An 18,762-nucleotide genomic window follows, 5' to 3' on the forward strand; every position below is an offset into this window, starting at 1 on the left:
ATATAGGCGAGACACTTAAGTATTGCCGCCTGTTGCGCCGCTTTTCGTCCTGCCTGTTCCACTGGTGCTGTTCGACAGGGTTGGCGCGCGGCGTTGTTTCAGCATCCGGATAGGCCGTGTCGTCGACCGTGCGGCCCCGTCGTCCCCCCGAGGCCACCTCGCTCCGGGCTTGCTTATTCGGATTGCAAGCTGCTGACATCAGTCAACGCCTGCAACGGCGCTACGCCACCGGAAATCGGGGTGCGCTTGAGTTCAGGCCCGCGTCAGTAAATCTGGCATCGCGGATAATCCAATAATCTCCCGGCGTCCGGGGCTGGTCATCGGCCTGACGAAAAGAACGGCGTCCAGGAACGATTTCGGCCGGCTGTCGTTGCCTGACATTAGGTATCCCTTATGGACTTTGCGAAATGCCGCTGTGTCAGAATCTATGCCCTCTTGAAATGACGTTCAAATGTCCTCGCTGCGGATTGGCTTTGCTGAAACCCGGGCGCTGGTTCCAGGTTGCGTCCAAATATCGCTGCGAGGGCTGTCACAGCGAAATCCGGATTACGTATCCCGACAAGATTGCACTTTTCCAGAAGTATGCGGATTCGCAGGGCGAGGTCCATCTCCCCCAAAGCATAGCTCAGTCCTGACCAGTCGTTCAGCGGCTAGGCCACGGTCCTGCAGGAGGGCAGGCGATCTGAAGGCTGACTTCCGGCGGTAGGGTTGCCTGTAGCATGGAACGAAATCCGTTCCCTGCGGTTGGAGTTGTCCAGCTACACGCGATTGAACCGGCCTTGCCCCACAGTCAGGAGCAGTGATGCAAACATACCTGGTGGAACAAATGGAGGGGGATGACGTGGTCGCGGCGAGTAACGTCAATGCGTCCAGCCCGTTCACGGCGGCGACTATGTCAACGGGACGCCAGGTTACCCTGCGGACTTGGGAAAACAATTGGGTTCGTGTAACGGATGAGCTTGGAGGGGAAGTGTTCGCATACTGCTTCGTTTCAAGCACTGGCAAAGCGGATAGCAGCGCGCAGCCCGACACCTCTGTAAGGTAAGGTAGTCCCGCAGCCCGGGCGGGCGCAGGCTGGCCTCTTCATCTTCGAATAATTCAAGCGATTAAGACCGTCTCACGCATCATCCGAATGATTGATGAAAAGATCATGCCGCGGAGCGATAAGCGGCAACAATCCTAGCGTGGGGCCCTTATGTCTCTGGCGCATTTAGAATCTTCGAGGGCGATTCAAACGGTGCAGGCTGACTACCAAGCGGTGGTCCCTTGCCGATGGTTAAAAGCTCCCGATCATGCTCTTGACCATGGCGGGCCTGTTCTACGTCTGCATCAACGGATGGGAACTGGCTTCGCCGACGTTCCTGTCTTTGATCACCTGAGGGAGATCGCCGGGCGTTATTCCGAAAAATTAGCCGCCAGCGACGGCACCAATCGACTGACCTATTCCGAGCTTTTTCGGGCGGTCGAGGCATTGGCCGGCTGGATTGAAGCCGTCGTTCCCGACGGAAATGCGGTTGGAATACTTCAGGCCAACTCGGTCTGGTACACCGTTGCGATGCTGGCCGGCATGGCATCCGGTCGGCCGTCAGTGCCGCTTAACGTGCGAGATCCGGACTCGCGCATCAACGAAATCGTCGCCGACGCGAGGCTCTCCGCCATAATTGGCGACAAAGGCCTCCACGGCCTTGATCTGCCCCAGCACGTTGCCTGGATCGATATGGCGCAATCATTGCAGGCAACGCCCCATCCAGCTGCACACCGTGTGGTTTCTGTCGATGCACCGGCAATCGTGCTTTATACCTCCGGCAGCACGGGCCGCCCCAAGGGGATTGTCAACAGCCAGCGGAACTTGCTGTGCCGAGTGCAGCAATATGTCGATGCGTGCCACATCAATGCACAGGATGTATTCCTGCCTCTGACCGGCCCGGCAACCATCGCCGGCTGTCGGGAAATTCTTGCCGCTCTTCTCACGGGTGCCACGTTGCAGCTTGTGGAGGTTGAAGCCGTCGGCCTGCGCGCGGTTCGCGGCCGCATGCAATCCGAAGGCGTGACGATCACCTATCTGGTGCCGGCATTGCTTCGCGCTCTCTTGGCGGATGAACCCGCGGACGCCTTTGGTTCGCTCAGAGTTGCCCGAATTGGAGGCGAGAAGGTATCTTCGGCCGACATCCGCCTCGTGCGCAAGGCTGTCCCGCCAAATTGCCTGGTGCAGATCGGCTATTCATCGACGGAAACGACGGGATCGCAGTGGTTCTTGCCGCACGATTGGCCGGAATTCGATTCTTCGGCTCCCGTCGGCTGGCTGCTTCCGGGAATCAGCTTCGCAGTGGTCGATGAAGAGGGTTACCCGGTTCAGCCCGGCAAGATCGGAGAACTGTTGATCAGAAGCCCGTATGTCGCGCTTGGACATTGGGAAAACGGGGCCGTTGTTCCGTTTGAAGTAGACCCCGGCGACCAGACGCTTCGCATCTTTGCGACGGGCGATCTTGTGCAAATCGGGAGTGACGGCCTGCTGCGGATCATAGGCCGCAAAGGGCGCCAGATAAAGGTCAATGGGCGGCGCGTTGAGCCGGCCGAACTCGAACGGGTTCTGCGTGGCGCGCCGTCGGTGAAGGATGCCGTGGTTATCGTCACCCCGGCGAATGAACTGGTTGCATTCGCCGTACCGCACAGCGGAGCGGGAGCCAGTTTTTGCGACGAGCTGCGCCAACTTGCCAGGACAAAATTGCCGCCGGCGCTTTGCCCGTTGCGACTCCATGCAAGCGCCGAGATACCGCGACTGCCCGGCGGAAAGATCGATATGACAACGCTGGCTGCAATTGACCTTTCGGTTCGGGAAACCACGCCCCCACCGCAAATACCCCATGCGGGACATGAAGTTCCTGCTCATCAGATCGTACGGCGTGCCTGGACCAAGGTCCTCAAGACGCGGGTCGCCCTGGGCTGTTGGGACGAAGCGGGGGGAGATTCGCTGAAGCTGCTGCACTGCGTCATGGAAATCGAAAGCGCGATCGGGCAGGAGCTCGGATTGGAAGCCTTCACGGTTGGAATGAGCTTCGATGAGATGGTTGCAGCGGTCATTTCTGCTCAAGGAGGCGGCGAGCACGCGCCCGCTTGGAAACACGAGCCTCCGCTGCTTTTCCTTTTCCCCGGGTCGGTCGGCTATGGTCCGAGCCTTGCTTCGTTCGCATCGGCAATAAGCAAGGTCGCCAGGGTGTCTCCCATCAGATATCCGGCCCTGGGCATGATCCTGCAAGGTCAAAACACCGTCGCCGCAATGGTCGAAGCTGCAATCGATCATATCAACCGCGTGCAGCCGACCGGCTGTGTTCGCCTGCTTGGTCACTCGCTCGGAGGAGCGGTCGCTTTTGAGGTTGCCGCGCGTCTGCTTGATCAAGGGCGAGCGGTAGCGTTCACGGGCATTCTGGATACCAGCCTGGTTGGCGAACGCAGCAAGCGTTGGGAGACGATTACCCGGACATTTCACCGGATCCGGACCAATCGTATATCGGCTAGTCGAGTGGCATGCCGCGCGCTTGCCAAGGTCGCGGTCAAAATGCACTGCGAATCCCGGCTTTCCAGCTTCCTCGACCGCTATGCCGAGGGTCAGTTCAACCCGACGAGCTTCAGAACCAAACTGGAACTGCAGGAAGTTCTGCGCGCGCGCGCCTTCTTCCAGTGGCTCACAGAACCCAGGCCGATACTGCCGATCACCGGCACCTTGTTCCGTTGCGCGCGGCCCGGAATGCCGCTTGCACTTGGGTGGGATCGGGCATTCGTCCATCTGGACGTCATTCCGATCGCCGGCACTCACATCGACATGGTCGTGGAGCCTCATCTGACCATCAATCGCCCGCTCATCGAAAACGCTGTGACAGAGACCTACTCTTCAATCGAGTCACAGAAACGGGAGGCAGTGTCATCGACCTGATCGGGGAATTCAGCAGCGATGTGCTGGCGCTCGATGCCCGGCTGGAGATCGATCGCATCGTTGAGACCTTGCGCGAACAGGTTCTCGGCACACAACGGCGCCGCGGAGTGGTTGTCGGGCTCTCCGGAGGCATCGACAGTTCGGTCGTCGCAACGGTCTGCGCACGCGCGTTCGGCAGGGACAAGGTACTGGGCCTGTTCATGCCGGAGCGCGATTCATCCGGCGACTCGTTGAGGCTTGGCCGCAGCGTCGCCGGGCAGCTTGGCATCGACACAATCCTTGAGGATATCCAGCCGGCGCTCGAGGGCATCGGCGCCTACGCCCGACAGATGGAGGCCATCCGAACTGCCGTCCCTGGATATGGCGAAGGCTGGAAATGCAAGCTGGTCATGGCATCGGTGCTGGAGAGCAGCGGCCTTAATATCACGCGCCTCACCGTCGAGGATCCGGACGGAAAGATCGACACCGTGCGTCTTTCGCCGGCGGCTTACCTGCAGATCGTCGCTGCAACCAACTACAAGCAGCGGGTTCGCAAGATGACTGAATACTATCATGCGGACCGCCTCAACTATGCAGTGGCAGGCACGCCAAACCGGCTCGAATATGACCAAGGCTTCTTCGTCAAGCAGGGCGACGGCGTCGCCGACGTGATGCCGATCGTCCATCTCTACAAGACCCAGGTTTATCAGCTGGCGGAATATCTCGGGATTGACGAGGAGGTCCGAACGAGGCCGCCGACCACGGACACGTTTTCCATGGCGCAAACCCAGGAGGAGTTCTACTTCGCCTTGCCCTATCAGCTGATGGATTTGTGCCTCTACGGCATGAATCACGGAATTTCGGCCGGCGTGGTTGCCGCCGCCGCCGGCCTGACGGCCGAGCAGGTCGAGAAGGTCTATAAGGATATCGTCAGCAAACGCCGCGCCGCCCGCTACCTTCACGCACGGCCGCAGCTGTCCGCTGCGATGGACAGGGATTGACCCCATGTGCGGCATCGCCGGAATTGTGGCGCTGAACGCGACTGCGGAGCCTCCTTCACGAGCCGCGCTTCTACGAATGGCAGCCGCGCTCTCCCATCGAGGCCCGGACGAGAGCGGCGTTTACCGCGACAGGCGGGCGGGGTTGGCGCATACCCGTCTGTCGGTCATCGATCTCTCGACCGGACAGCAGCCCCTCGCCGACACCGGCGATACCACCTGGATCGTGTTCAACGGCGAGATCTTCAACTACGTCGAGCTGCGTGAACAACTCACGGCGCTGGGGCATCGTTTCCGCACCCGCAGCGATACCGAGGTCATCGTGCACGCCTACCGCGCCTGGGGCGTGGCCGCGTTCGAGAGGCTAAACGGGCAGTGGGCACTCGCCATCTGGGATTCGCTGACAGGCCGCCTCGTCCTGTCGCGCGACCGGTTCGGCATCTGCCCGCTGCATTTGTGCGAACATGCTGGCCGCCTTCACTTCGCCAGCGAAGTGAAGGCCATTTTCGCAGCCGACCCGGCGATACCGCGGGCCTTCGATCCGGCGGGGATAGACCAGACTTTCACGCTGTGGACGGTCGTACCGCCGCAAGGCGTATTTCAGGGAGTGAAGGAACTTACCCCCGGCCATGTACGCATCTACGACAATGGCAGCGTTCGTGAGCACGCTTTCTGGAAACCTTGCTATCCCGAGATCGCGGACCAGGCCCATGGCACTTTCACCGGCTCACTGGACGATGCGGTGGACGAAGTGCGCAGCGCCTTGCAGGCCGCGACGGCGCTTAGAATGGTCAAGGCGGATGTGCCGGTTGGCTGCTACCTTTCCGGCGGGCTCGACAGCTCACTTGTCGCCATGCTCGGGAGGCGCTTCGCCGGCGCGCCATTCCAGACCTTCTCGTTGCGTTTTGCTGACGCCGAATATGATGAAACCCGTTACCAGCGGCTGGTTGCAAGTGCGAGCGGCGGCGAGCACCACGAGGTGATGGTTTCGCGCGGTGATATTGCCGAGGTTTTCCCAGATGTGATCCGTCACGCCGAGCGTCCGATTCTCAGGACCGCGCCGGCGCCGTTGTTCCTTCTCTCGAGACTGGTGCGCGAACATGGCATCAAGGTCGTCCTGACCGGCGAGGGCGCCGACGAGATGTTTGCCGGCTACGACCTGTTCCGTGAAGGCAAGGTCCGCCGTTTCTGGGGGCGGCAGCCCGCATCCGCCCGACGCGCGCGACTGCTGGAACGCCTCTACCCCTATCTGAGCCGGTCGCCGGTCAAGCAGCAGGCGATGGCGCGCCAGTTCTTTGGACACGATATCCATGCATTTGGCGCGCCCGGCTTCGCGCATGACACCCGCTGGCGCACCACCAGCGCCATCAAACGGCTGTTCTCGGCCGGCATGCATGCCGAAGCGGCGCGTCACGACGTGGTGGCGGACCTGCTTGGCCGCCTGCCCGAAGAGTTTCCACGATGGGGTCCTCTCGCGCAGGACCAGTACCTTGAGATCAGGACACTGATGTCGGGCTACCTGCTCTCCTCGCAGGGTGACAGGATGCTGATGGCCCATTCTGTCGAGGGGCGCTTCCCGTTCCTGGACGACAGGCTCGTGGCGTTGGCGAATTCGCTCCCGCCCGACTACAAGCTGCGCATTCTGGATGAGAAACACGTGCTGAAGCGTGTGGCGAAATCGATCGTGCCCGCGGAAGTCGTGGCCCGCAAGAAGCAACCCTACCGGGCGCCCAACGCACTTTGCTTCACGGGCGATGGCGCACCCGCCTATGTCCGCGAAGCACTCTCCGAGACTGCCCTGCGCGCGGCGAATGTCTTTGATCCGAACTCGGTCGCGCGCCTGCTGGACAAATGCGCTGCCAAGACCGGCGATGGGGATCTGTCCAACTCGGACAACATGGCGTTGGTCGGCGTGCTGTCGACGCAGCTCCTCCATCAGCAGTTTGTCGCAAGCCGCCCATCGAGCGCGCATGCGGTCGACCTCAGGATAGACGTCGATCACCTGCACAGGGAAGAGGTGCTGGTATGATGCATGGCGCCGTACCTCTGCTGGACGATTACCTCAGCCATTCGGCCGAACGGCTCGGCGACAAGATAGCGCTGGTGTGCGGCGAGCACCGGCTCACCTATGACGAGCTTGAGACACGCTCCAGCGCGGTCGCCCGTCATCTCGTCACGTCCGGGGTCGCCCCCGGTGACCGCGTTATGATCTTCGCCGACAACACCGTCGAGACCGTGGTCAGCTTCTGGGCGGTTCTCAAGGCGAGCGCCGTTGTGTGCGTCGTCAATCCGCTCACTAAGAGCGACAAGCTGGGGTATTTGCTCAACGATTGCCTTCCGGCAGCATTGATCACCGACAAACATTTGCAGCCGGTCTTTGCTGAGCCGGCGCGTAACTGTCCGTCGCTGCGGCGGCTCATCGTCTCCGGTCAGGTGGACGACGCCGAGCTCCGGGGATTGCCGCATGCCGTGCGCTGGGATGAGGCGGCTGCCGGCCACGGCAAAGCGCCGGCCCGCCGCCGCATCGATATCGATCTCGCAGCCATCATCTACACGTCGGGCTCGACCGGCGAACCCAAAGGCGTGATGCTGACACACAGGAACATGATGGCAGCCTGCACGTCTATCGCCTCGTACCTTGAGCTTGGCGAAGACGACGTGATCCTCAATGTCTTGCCCCTGGCCTTCGACTACGGCCTCTATCAGATGATAATGGCGTTCCGTACCGGGGCGCGGTTGGTCCTCGAGCGCTCGTTTGCCTTCCCCGCACAGATACTTGCGATCATCGAAAGGGAGAGAGTTACAGGCTTTCCCGGCGTGCCGACCATCTTTGCCGCGCTGTCGGATCTCAGGACGCTGAAGGCAAATGATTTTGCAAGCATAAGGTATGTCACGAACACGGCGGCAGCCCTGCCGCTTAAGCACATTCGCCTGCTCCAGGAACTGTTTGCCGCCGCCCGCATCTATTCGATGTACGGCCTGACCGAATGCAAACGCTGCACCTATCTTCCGCCGGACGATCTTGCCCGAAAACCGTTGAGCGTGGGGATCGCCATCCCGAACACCGAAATGTGGATTGTCGATGAGGATGACCGAAGGGTTGGTCCCAATGCCGTCGGCCAGTTGGTCATCCGCGGGGCAACGGTCATGAAGGGCTACTGGGGTAAGCCGGAGGCTACCGCGAAGAAGCTCAAGCCAGGTCCTTTGCCCGGCGAGCAGGTTCTGTACACCGGCGACTACTGCCGAATGGACGAGGAAGGCTACCTCTATTTTGTCGGCCGCAGCGATGAGATCATAAAATCGCGGGGAGAAAAGGTGGCGCCTAGGGAAGTCGAAAACGTGCTGATGGAAATCCCGGGAGTACGGGAAGCCGCGGTTGTCGGAGTACCCGACGACCTGCTGGGGCAAGCAGTGAAGGCCTTTGTCGTCATGGAGCAAGGAACGATCATGGGCGAAAAGCAGCTGCGGATGGAATGTCAGAAGCGATTGGAGAACTTCATGATTCCGAAGTCCATCCAAATTGTGTCCAGTCTGCCGATGACGGACACGGGCAAGCTCAAGAAAATGGCGCTGTCATAAAGCAATTTACGGAAATTATTTGGCTCGGAGGCCAATTCAATGCTGAGCACGAACAACAGAATTGACACCTACAGCGATCAAATCCGCGCCTTTCTGGCGTCAAACTTCTACGTAGCCGACCCGCGTGCGCTGGAAGTTGAAACGTCGTTGCTCGACCAGGGCATCATAGACTCGACTGGAGTGCTTGAAGTTATCGGCTTCGTCGAGGAGACATTCGGCATCACTGTCGAGGACAGTGAACTTCTGCCGGAGAATTTCGATTCCATCCAGGGAATTGCACGTTACGTGGTCAGCAAGGAAAACTGATCGCCGGGCTACGGCTTGAGGGCGTCGTCCCAACCGAGCGTGCAAACCCATGGCGCGGCTCACGCTGACGCTTTGGCCCGTGCACAAACCACCCTGGCTTCACCGGCTTTGTTCGCAACCGTGCGAATGCTCTCATAGGCTTTGGAACGCTCAACCAAACTCATGACCTGCCGGTCCTGGCCAAGCCCGACCTCGAAAAGCAGCATGCCACCTTGCCGCAGATAGTGCTGCGCCTCCTTGATCACCCGCATATGAATGCTCAGGCCGTAAGGCCCGGCAGCGAACGCCTCACGGGGTTCAAGTTCCATCAGATGCGCGCGGTCGTTTTCGAGCCGCTTCTCCGAGATGTAAGGCGGGTTGCAGACGACCAGATCGATCGTACCTTCGAGCTCCAGACCCGAGAAGGAATTGAAGAGGTCGCCTTGTAGCACCGAAATACGTCCGGCCAGGCCAAGATGGGCAACGTTCCGGCAGGTGGTTTCGACGCAGCTGTCGGTAAGATCGCTCGCCCAGACGCGCGCGGTGGGGACCTTGTATCCAATGGCGCAGGCGAGATTGCCCGCCCCGCAGCACATGTCCACGACACGCGGTACCGGCCTTTTAAGTTCGCGAAGGACATTGAGGGCGGTGCTGCCGAGCAGTTCCGTCTCCGGGCGAGGGACTAGCACGCCGGGCGCGACAACCAACTTCAGCCCCATGAAGTCGGTGCGGCCGGTACTGTAGGCGCTGGCGACATCTATTTCACCAATCACGGCAAACCCGCTTTCTTGATTCCCCATGTTGATTTCTCAGGCGCCCGGTCTTCATGCCGTGGGCGAGCCATCAGCAACGTCGTTCCCGGCTCGGTTCACGTCCGCGCAACTACTGGATCGCCGCGCTCTGCAGTTCGCTGCTGAACCTCACCTCGATGGTGTCTCCAGGCGCAACCTCGGTGTCCTGGTCGGCCGGTCGACCTCTTGACGCGTCGCCGGCCCCGCCGGTTATTGTGATCCGCGCCTGAAAGGTTTCGCCGGCGATGGGCAGTGGAAGCGCGGACGCCCCTGATGGCTGAAGCTTCTGGCTGGCTGCGTGGAGCCTTGCAGTGGTCTCGGCGAGGCGAAGGTCGGTGTCCCTCAATTCGTTCAGAAGGCCGATCCTTCTTTGATTTTCATTGCGTTCCTGCTGCCTGACGGAGTCTTCCTGCTGGCGCCGCGTTCTCATCAGTTCGACCGAGGTCTCGAGCGCCCGGCTCGACGACATCAGCACGGCACGTCTGACGTCGGCGAGCCTGCTGTTGGTCAGGTTGCCCGATTCGAACGATTTGGTGACCCGCGCAAGATCGTCCTCATCCTGTTTCACCGCGGCCGCTTCCGTCTGCTCGCGCTTGAGCAGAACTTCGACCTGAGCCTCGGCATCCTTGGCGGTCTTGTCGAGATAGCTTTGCTCCTGCTGAAAATTGTTCAGCGAAATCTTGAGGCCCTCCGCTTCCGCCTGCGCGACCGCCGATATCAATGCATTCGACAGGGGCGAGCCTTGCGGCGGTTGCATGTCAAATTCTGCCTGGTTCTGAAGTTCGGCGCGGATGCGCGCGCCATGAAAGTAGTCTCTGATGTAGTCCCCCCAGATCGACTCGTAGTCGCGTCGCAGATCAACGGGATCAGGTCCGCTTTGGCTTGCCCGAGACCGCAGGAGACTAAAACCGCCGGCGACGGCAATTGCCTGTCGGACAGTCATGAGTGGCCGGTAAGTCTGCTGCCCTGGTGTCAGCACATCGCCAGTCACATAGATCGGACGGTACTCCGCGATCACGGCCGTGACGTCGCTCGGCTTGATGACGATCATTTGCTCCCGTCCATCAGGCAGGCGCTGATGGACTATCTTGGTTGGCAGCACCGCCTCCATGCGCGTCTGCAATTCGGCCGGCGTCAGCCCGCCAACCGGGATCATCCCGAACTCGGGCAGCGCGATCGAGCCATCCATCTGGACGATCGCGCGTTGCGTTCGCTCCGCTATGGAGGCTATTCCTATCTCCACCGTATCGCCGGGCGACAGCTTATAGGCCACCGGCGCTTCAGCCGCGGCTGCGATATCCAGGGCCAGGCAGCCGGCAAGGGCTGCAAAGAGAATTCGGCTAACGAAGGCCATCGATGGCAATCTCCCTTTAATTCAGGCCCGGCTGCTGCGGCCAATCGATATGGGCGACGAATTCGTAGACCGGCCCACCAGGCACCCCCCAATTGCTCGACCAGATCACTTGCGACCCATCAGGGGAGGGTGAGGCATGTGTCTCGCTCCAATAGTCGAACGGAGCGTTTCGCGTCTGCACGATGCGTCGGACCTCCTGACGACCGTCGACACGCAGCGCGATCACTTCGCGCGTGTATGGCGCCCAGTCCGGGTGGCTCCGAACCTCATCGGGATTGCCCCCGTAACTTATAAATGCCCATTCGGGCCTGTCCAAAGCACGCAGCGACGTATGCTCGGCCTCACCGTACTTCGTGAGCGACGTGACCTTTCCATCGGACAGCCGACGCTTGATCACCTGATATTTGTCCGGAGCGGATTTGCTGGTTCCGACGTAAATTTCGCTGCCATCCGCATCGAGAGTCAAATCGCCATGGCCGGGCCGATGATGATCCTTCCACGTTTGGCGCAGGGTGCCGTCGACTGCGAAAATGGCTCGCTGTTCGGTGCCGTCGACCAGATTTTGGAAACACAGGATGTTCTCTCCGAGCGGAGAAATGGTGCAGGAACTGGTCGTTCCGGCAACCTGGGCGAGATCGATGTCCGGGTATTTCAGACGCCGGTCGATGTCGTATGCGAAAACGACAGCAGCTCCATCATTGCGGGTCGCGCGTACGGCAATGCGGTTGCCGTCACGACTAGGATTTCCCTTGGACGGGCCGAATTCGAGATCCCGATATTTCGTTGCGGAATACACTATGTCCTCACGATTGGTGCGGGGCGCCCAGATCGAAATCTTTTGACCATCGACACAGATCATCATCTCCGCGTTTCGAGGGCGCCATTCGCACTCACCCGACTTGTTGCGATGAAACAAAGGGAGGTAGGTTTTCCCGTCGAGGAAACACATGCCGTTGCAGCCGTTCATGAGGACGAGGAGGCTCTGATCCGCATTCCAGGCTTGCGCGCTCGAGTAGCGATGACTGCAATATATTTTGCCGCAGACAATTCCGCTGCCAAGCGCTCCGGGCTGGGTGATCCGAGTAAAGCGGATCCCTGTCGCCGGATCAGTTGCAGGTTTCAGATAAGCGGGCAGATCCATTGCCGGCTCCGTGCCTGCCGCACCGCTCGGCCGGTTTCCGGCTGTGTGCAGCGCCAGCAGAGCGGCCATCAACAGCAAAGCTGGTATGAGCCGCGGAAAGGTCATGTCATGTAGCTCATTTCGCGTCGGACGCGGCCTTCGCTGAGGCGCGAGCGCCACCACTCGATGGTCTTTTCCAGACCATCACGCAAGCTCGTATGTGCCCGCCATCCGACTTTACTTTCAAGGTTCGAGGAATCGGCGAGCAACGCGCGAACCTCGGAGTTTTGCGGCCGCATCCGGCTTTCATCTCGACGAACTGGTTTCCTGGTGCCACTCAACTCGAGCACCAACTCCAAAACGTCCGAGACACTGACGGCGCGCTGGCTGCCTGCATTGTAGGCATGGCCAAATTCAAGCTCGGCCGCCCCTGCCGCCACAAATGCCGCAGCAGTGTCCTCCACAAAGGTAAGGTCGCGGATAGGGCTGGTGTCTCCGACCATGATCGCCGGACAGTTCTCGTCCAGAGCCTGCCTTATGATGGTCGGCACGATGGCCCGCTCGCTCTGGCGCGGCCCGTATGTATTGAACGGTCGCAGGATGACCACCGGCACATCGAAGGACCTGGCATAGGACGCCGCCATCATGTCTGCGCCGATCTTGGATGCAGAGTAGGGGGACTGTCCCTGCAGTGGGTGGGATTCGTCGATCGGCATGGTCAGAGCGGTGCCATAAACCTCGCTCGTGGACGTATGCACAATGCGTTCGGTTTCCCAGTGGCGTGCCGCTTCGAGGACATTCACGGTGCCCAGCACATTGGTTTCCACATAGGATTGGGCAGCCGCGTAGGAGTAGGGAATCGCAATCAGCGCAGCCAGGTGAAACACCGCCGCCTGGCCGCGCACGATCCGGTTGATGAACGCGCTGTCACGAACATCCCCGCGAATGCATTGCAGCTGGCCTCGAACGTGGTCGGGTAAATCGTCCAGCCAGCCATGGCTGTCGAACGAGTTGTAGAGGGCCAGTGCCGTTACATCGGCGCCTTCGTGCACCAGCGCTTCCGTGAGGTGGGATCCGATAAATCCATCCGCACCCGTGACCAGGACCTTCCTGCCGTGATAGCTCACGACTGCGCACTCCTTTGATCGTGTGAGCTGTCAAACTGGCGAACGAACAACAATCCATTCATGCCAAACTCTCCTCACTTTCCAACTCTACCCACTTGCCGCGGGAGGCAGGGACACGCCGAAAACCGCCCTGAAGCCTCGCATTATCCAGACGAGGTCCGATGCAATCGTGCGCCGCGGATAGTAGGCGAGGTCGATCGTTGCCTTGGCCGGGAACAGGACCTCTCGATAAAACAGGAGCGGATCAAGGGAGGGCGGGTAAAAACAGGCTTCGTGACGGAAGAGAACCTGGGTCGGGCCGAGCAGGCCAGGCTTCCACTGCAGGACGGCTTCATTGCCGCCGCGGAAACAATCGGCGAAGGCAAGGCTTTCCGGCCGCGGGCCGACAATTGCCATGTCTCCCGTAAAAACGTTCCACAGTTGCGGCAACTCATCAAGTTTCGTTGCCGCGAGAAAACGGCCTATCCGCGTCATCCGGCTGTCATCGTTCATGGTCAGCGCAAGGCCGAAAGGATCGGCTGTTGTCTTGAATTTGCGGAACTTGTACATGCGAAACGGTTTTGCGCCGGCACCCAGGCGCGTCTGTGCGAAAAGCACGGGCCAACCACCCTCGACAAAGAGTGCAACAGCAATCAGTAGCATCAGCGGAGCGAGTGCCATTCCCGCTGCTGCGGCGAGGATGATATCCATCGCGCGCCTGGCAATTCCGTGGCTGGTGCCAGCTACGGCGGGCCGATGCATCGTCACGTCGAGTGCGTTCATGCCGCGGCTCCCGCGCGCCCGCTGCTTTCAATCGCGGTGGCCAACGCAACAACCACCGACTCGATCGCACTTGCCGTAATTTGCGGGTGTAGTGGAATCGTCAACTCCCGCTGCGCGAAATCCTCGGTCTTCGGCAGATGGATTTCAGTGAACATTTGGCGATAGAGCGTCATCTGGTGCACGGGCGTATAGTGGATTGTGGTCTGTATTCCCTTCGTTCGCAGATGGTCGATCACCGTTTGCCGGTCGACGTCATGTGGCAGGAGGACAGGCATGATGTGATAGGCCGAGGTCCGCGGTTTGCAGAACGGAACTGTCACAGCCGAGCAATAGTCTGCGATCAGACGTCGATAGAGGACGACCAATATGCGCCGGATTTCATTCCATTCCTGCAGGTTCTGAAGCTGGACCAAGCCAATAGCGGCGCGCAATTCATCCATGCGGTAATTGAACCCGAGCATCGTCACATCGTATTGCGGCGTGCGGCTGTTCAGCCGCTGATGTGTGCCGCTGGTCATCCCATGTCCGCGAGCCTGGCGGATCGCTTCACGGAGCTGTGCATCCCGGGCGATTACGGCCCCACCTTCCGCGGTGGTCATGTTCTTGTTGCCGTAGAAGCTAAAGGCCGCGGCCGCACCGTAAGTCCCCACCTCCTTAAGGCCGGGAGCATGCGCGGCATCCTCGACGATATGCAGTCCTCGCACACGGGCAAATCTCTGCCATTCTTCCCGGTCGGCGAGGTAGCCGGCAAAGTGGACGAGAATGACGGCCTTGGTGCGTCCGGTGCACTTGGCTTCCGCGTCGCTTAGGGACATCAGTGGCACTTCGGCCGACTCTATGTCGACGAATACCGGTGTTGCTCCTACGTAGAGCACTGCATTCGCGGTCGCCACGAAGGTCAGCGAGGGAACCAGAACTTCGTCTCCGGGACCGATCCCAAGTGCATGGAGAATGAGATGCAGGGCGGCGGTGCAAGAGCTGACGGCAACGCAATCGACCGCATCATGCACGGCCGCGAAGGCCTCTTCAAAGGCTCGTACCTGGTCCCCCATCGTCAGCCACCCACTGTCGACAACTTTGGCCAAGGCCGCCTTTTCCGGAAAGCCAAGAATAGGAGCGCTGACCAAGAGCATTACGACCTCCTCATGTTGGCGTGGTCGAGCGTTCAGCCCTCAAGCGGCCGCTGCCGAGACCTCGATCGATGCGGACTGCTCTTCCCAGGCAATGGTTTGTGCGTTTTGAAAATCTTCAACGCGTCCGATATCCAGCCAAAGGCCGTCATGTTTGTAGACGTGCACATTCGTGCCGTTTTGCATCATCTGCAGCATGAGATCGTCGAATCCGAAGGCGATGCCGTCAGGTATAAAACGAAAAACGTCTGGATTCATGCAATATATTCCCATGCTTACCAGATGGGATAGCGTCGGTTTTTCACGAAATACTTGAACGGTATTGTCGACCTCGTCGATGACGCCGAAGTCCATCTTGATGACGCGGGATGCGGTGGCTATGGTGACTGGATCCGTGTGTGTGCGGTGTGATGCCACAAACCGGCTGAGACTGAGATCGGTAAGTACGTCCCCATTGAGAACAATGAACGGCTCGTCCAGTTCCTCCCTGATCAGGGAGAGCGGGCCAATGGTGCCGAGAGGTTCCAGTTCCTGGGTGTAGCGTATCCTTAGATTCCACTGGGATCCGTCCCCGCATACGGTGCGGATCAAGTGCCCCAGATAGCCGGTCGTGACGTAGACTTCCTGAATGCCGTTCCGCCGCAGCCACTTCAAAAGCAATTCAAGAACCGGTCGAGCACCGATCGGCATGAGAGGCTTGGGCAATATGGATGTGAAAGGCCGAAGGCGTGTTCCCATTCCACCGCACTGAATGACCGCTTTCATCTCGTCCTCCTATTGATACGACTGTCGCGGTGTGATGGGTCCAACCCACCCGGCCGGAAGGTACGCCAGTGTTGGTTTTGCCTCTCCGGAGTGCAGCGATGGTAAGTGGCGCTTGAGAAGGCGTCGTCGTGCATTTGAATGGCACTTTCCCGGCCTTTTGATTCAATATTCCAGTTGGCAGCGCATGGGCGCGGCAGGGCGATCAGAGCTGGGAACTGTTCACATGTCCGGCGCCGGCAACGACCTTCTCGGAAGGGCATCGCTACCGTTCGTACGAAAAAAACACTTCAACATCTGGCCCTGAAATGTGTGCGATTGTAAGCTATATTAGAAGGTTGAAATGTGCCGATGGGCGGCGGCGAGCGTCGACATACGGGGGATCAGCGGGCGGCTGATCTGTGTTGGGTCACCGTACAGTCCATCCAAAGGGAGGTTTCGGCAGCTAGGGACACATGCGGGCTGCCAAAAGGTGGGTGGTTCATGTATCGTATTATCATCGCCGATGATCACGGCTTGTATCGTCGTGGGCTGCGACTGGCTTTGATGGCCGGCATTCCAGACTTGGAAATATTCGAAGCGGCGTGTTTTGATACCGTCATAAGCTTGCTTGAAGATCAGGCGCCTGTTGATCTCGCCATCATCGACCTGAACATGCCGGGACTGTCCGGTCAGGACGACCTTCGCGACGTCTTACCGGCTCATCCCGACACACGGTTTGCAATTGTCTCAGGGACCGATTCACGCGCCGAGATTCTAACTGCCCTCTCGATTGGACTTCATGGCTATATCGTAAAGTCCCAAACGGACGAGGAGGTGGTCCTGGCGGTGAACGAAATCCTGGCTGGCCGCATTTACGTTCCGGCACTTCTTTCACAAAGGTCCAAGGAGTCGGTGCGCCTTCCATCCGAGGCTCCCACGCAAATGCCCCACAGGACCATCAGCGTCAACAATCTGGGCAGGCTTACGTCCAGACAGAAGGAAGTCCTCAGGTTGATGGCTGAAGGTTACTCGAACAAAGAGATTGCCCGCTCTCTTGAAATTGCAGAAGCGACGACGAAGATTCATGCGGCTGCCGTCCTGCGCGAACTTGGGGCACGAAATCGGACGGAAGCCGCGGTTTTGCTGAAGACATGGGCCGCCAGGGACATCAACTAGCGCCGATTGCTTTTGGCGGCAGCCGGACCGAATATTTCAGTCCGTGATCCAGCATCTCAAGCTTGGAAGAGTGGCCCACGATAGGCTCACCGTCGGCTCCGATAATCAACGACCCAAAGCCACGCCGAGCCGAGGTGGAGACCCGGCGCTCTCCCGATTCCGACCATTCAAACACTATGTCGGCGCCGGGCTCCTGGGCCACGAATTGCCACACGACCTCGATCCGTCCTGCCGGAGTGCCGAGAGCCCCATGCTTCACGGAATTGGTCGTAAGCTCGTGAACGATCATTGCGAAGCTCTCAGCCGAACCCTCAGCCATTTTTATTTCGGGTCCACTGATCGAAATGTCATGCGTCCCCATATAGGGCTGCAACTCCTGAACGATGAGGTCACGCAGGGAAGCCGACAGGCTGCCATCGCGTGAAAGAAGCAGATGCGTCGCCTGGAGTGCGCCGATCTTTTCGATCAGTGTCTGCTTATAGCTGGCGATATCATTGTCGGGGGCACCAACCATATTCACAAGCGCCGTGATCACCGGAAACAGATTGTTGAGCCTATGGCGCTGTTCAAGCATAGCCCGCTCTCGCTTCTTCGCCGCAGCCCGCAGCAGAATGGTTATGCGCCGATCGGTGAGATCCGCGGCGACTCCTATTCGCTGTGCACGACCGTCGCGCAATTCGTCCCGTCCCCGAAGAGCAATCCAGCGGATATGTCCGCCAGTTCGCCTGATGCGGATCTCAGCGTCATAGTCGGCGCCTGATGCAAGCTCTCCCGGGGCCATCAGATTAGGCAAGTCGGCCGGGTGAACGACCGCAGTCAATTCCTGCAATGGACGGCTCGGCGCGGGTGCCAGCCCCATCATTTCCCAGAACGCGGCTGAGCCCTTCACGGACCCGCTCTCGAAATCTATGCGCCATGTTCCCAACCGGCTTGACGATAGCGCCAGGTCCAACCATTCCTTCTGAGCCCGGAGTGCCTCGCGGGCGGTTCGCTCTCCCGATATGTCGTCCACCACTACAAAAATGCTTTGAGGGAGAGCATCGGCTGGCACGGCCAAAGACAGGGCCAATCTTGTCCACAAAATCGTGCCGTCTCTTCTCAGGAGACGGATCTCGGAGCCGAACGAAGTCGTGTCTTTCAGGCGAGTCAACGCTTCCGCCAAGGTGTGGTTGTCGTCGGGGTGGACGAGTGCGCTGAGCGGCAGACTTGAAAGCTCCTCCTCGACATACCCTGTCATTTCACAAAGACGCTTGTTGGACCGTTGCAACTCTCCGTTCTCATTCATGTTGGCAAAGCCAATGGCGGCACGTTCGAATGCCCAGCGATACCTGTTTTCGGTTGCTTCCAAGGCCGCGAGTCTAGCCTCCGCAACCTGCAAAAGGGTGCGGTAGTCCTGCCTCTGCCGGTGGAAAGTCAGGGCGATCATCCCCCCTGCAACCAGCAGCAGAATGGCTTGAACCCAAAGGCCGACATCGATTGGATGGTGCAGGACATCCCGCGTCAATAAGCCGACGGCAACCATCACAAAGGTTGCCGCAAGAGCGATCATGCGATCTTCGAGATATGAGATGGCAATAATGGCGGGAACAAACTCAAAAAAGCCGATGTCGTATGCCACAGAGGTCGGCAGCGCTGTCTCGACCGCAAGTGTCGCTATCAGGAGCGACATCGAGGCAAGGCGGGTCAGCAACTTGCCTGAGCTGTTCGGATGCAAACTGAGCGAATGCAAACGCATATGCCAGACTATAACCTTCTGACTAGTCCGTCGAGATTAGACCGAAAAGCG

The 18,762-nt window shown here is 59.4% G+C and carries 14 protein-coding genes; 6 read left to right on the forward strand and 8 right to left on the reverse strand.

Annotation, left to right across the window (positions count from 1 at the left end; all coding sequences use genetic code 11):
- The first annotated feature begins 1,336 nt into the window (after positions 1-1,336).
- From EN955_RS08105 to EN955_RS08125, 5 genes are read left to right on the forward strand one after another with little or no spacing between them, the layout of a single operon-like run.
- The gene (locus tag EN955_RS08105) at positions 1,337-3,931 is read left to right on the forward strand and encodes an AMP-binding protein (protein ID WP_081714230.1); all 2,595 of its coding nucleotides are present in this window, start codon (positions 1,337-1,339) and stop codon (positions 3,929-3,931) included.
- Positions 3,928-4,911, forward strand: a complete 984-nt coding sequence (gene nadE / locus EN955_RS08110; RefSeq protein ID WP_032898949.1) for an NAD(+) synthase — start codon at positions 3,928-3,930, stop codon at positions 4,909-4,911. Before EN955_RS08105 ends, nadE begins: the two co-directional genes overlap by 4 nt.
- A gap of 4 nt (positions 4,912-4,915) precedes the next feature.
- Positions 4,916-6,937, forward strand: coding sequence for an asparagine synthase (glutamine-hydrolyzing) (gene asnB, locus EN955_RS08115; RefSeq protein WP_024502423.1), 2,022 nt, complete (start codon positions 4,916-4,918; stop codon positions 6,935-6,937).
- The gene (locus EN955_RS08120; protein ID WP_024502424.1) at positions 6,934-8,487 is read left to right on the forward strand and encodes a class I adenylate-forming enzyme family protein; all 1,554 of its coding nucleotides are present in this window, start codon (positions 6,934-6,936) and stop codon (positions 8,485-8,487) included. The genes asnB and EN955_RS08120 overlap by 4 nt, the downstream gene beginning before the upstream one ends.
- Positions 8,488-8,526: 39 nt before the next feature.
- Positions 8,527-8,793, forward strand: a complete 267-nt coding sequence (locus EN955_RS08125; RefSeq protein WP_013533122.1) for an acyl carrier protein — start codon at positions 8,527-8,529, stop codon at positions 8,791-8,793.
- 59 nt (positions 8,794-8,852) lie between these two features.
- On the opposite strand, the gene EN955_RS08130 is transcribed toward EN955_RS08125, so the two are convergent.
- The 7 genes from EN955_RS08130 to EN955_RS08160 all read right to left on the reverse strand — a co-directional run bounded on the left by EN955_RS08130 (position 8,853) and on the right by EN955_RS08160 (position 15,821).
- A complete protein-coding gene (locus EN955_RS08130; protein WP_032898951.1) occupies positions 8,853-9,545 on the reverse strand; it encodes a class I SAM-dependent methyltransferase in 693 nt (230 codons plus the stop codon).
- Positions 9,546-9,654: 109 nt separating this feature from the next.
- On the reverse strand, positions 9,655-10,917 hold the full coding sequence (locus EN955_RS08135; protein WP_024502426.1) for a polysaccharide biosynthesis/export family protein: 1,263 nt from the start codon (positions 10,915-10,917) through the stop codon (positions 9,655-9,657).
- 16 nt (positions 10,918-10,933) lie between these two features.
- Positions 10,934-12,163, reverse strand: coding sequence for a hypothetical protein (locus EN955_RS08140; RefSeq protein ID WP_032898876.1), 1,230 nt, complete (start codon positions 12,161-12,163; stop codon positions 10,934-10,936).
- Positions 12,160-13,164, reverse strand: coding sequence for an SDR family NAD(P)-dependent oxidoreductase (locus tag EN955_RS08145; protein ID WP_024502427.1), 1,005 nt, complete (start codon positions 13,162-13,164; stop codon positions 12,160-12,162). The genes EN955_RS08140 and EN955_RS08145 overlap by 4 nt, the downstream gene beginning before the upstream one ends.
- A gap of 87 nt (positions 13,165-13,251) precedes the next feature.
- Positions 13,252-13,926: a sugar transferase gene (locus tag EN955_RS08150; protein ID WP_013533117.1), complete on the reverse strand. Its 675-nt coding sequence runs from the start codon at positions 13,924-13,926 to the stop codon at positions 13,252-13,254.
- Complete coding sequence (locus EN955_RS08155) at positions 13,923-15,059, reverse strand: DegT/DnrJ/EryC1/StrS aminotransferase family protein (RefSeq protein ID WP_013533116.1); 1,137 nt, start codon at positions 15,057-15,059, stop codon at positions 13,923-13,925. The genes EN955_RS08150 and EN955_RS08155 overlap by 4 nt, the downstream gene beginning before the upstream one ends.
- Positions 15,060-15,098: 39 nt before the next feature.
- Positions 15,099-15,821: a sugar phosphate nucleotidyltransferase gene (locus tag EN955_RS08160; protein ID WP_013533115.1), complete on the reverse strand. Its 723-nt coding sequence runs from the start codon at positions 15,819-15,821 to the stop codon at positions 15,099-15,101.
- A 480-nt stretch (positions 15,822-16,301) separates the two neighbouring features.
- Here EN955_RS08160 and EN955_RS08165 point away from each other — a divergent pair, with 480 nt between their 5' ends.
- The gene (locus tag EN955_RS08165) at positions 16,302-16,976 is read left to right on the forward strand and encodes a response regulator transcription factor (protein WP_013533114.1); all 675 of its coding nucleotides are present in this window, start codon (positions 16,302-16,304) and stop codon (positions 16,974-16,976) included.
- Here the strand turns inward: EN955_RS08165 and EN955_RS08170 are convergent.
- Positions 16,969-18,711, reverse strand: coding sequence for a PAS domain-containing protein (locus EN955_RS08170; RefSeq protein ID WP_024502428.1), 1,743 nt, complete (start codon positions 18,709-18,711; stop codon positions 16,969-16,971). The genes EN955_RS08165 and EN955_RS08170 overlap by 8 nt on opposite strands.
- Positions 18,712-18,762 lie beyond the last annotated feature (51 nt).

It is taken from the genome of Mesorhizobium sp. M7A.F.Ca.CA.001.04.2.1 (assembly GCF_003998485.1).
Taxonomy (GTDB): domain Bacteria; phylum Pseudomonadota; class Alphaproteobacteria; order Rhizobiales; family Rhizobiaceae; genus Mesorhizobium; species Mesorhizobium ciceri.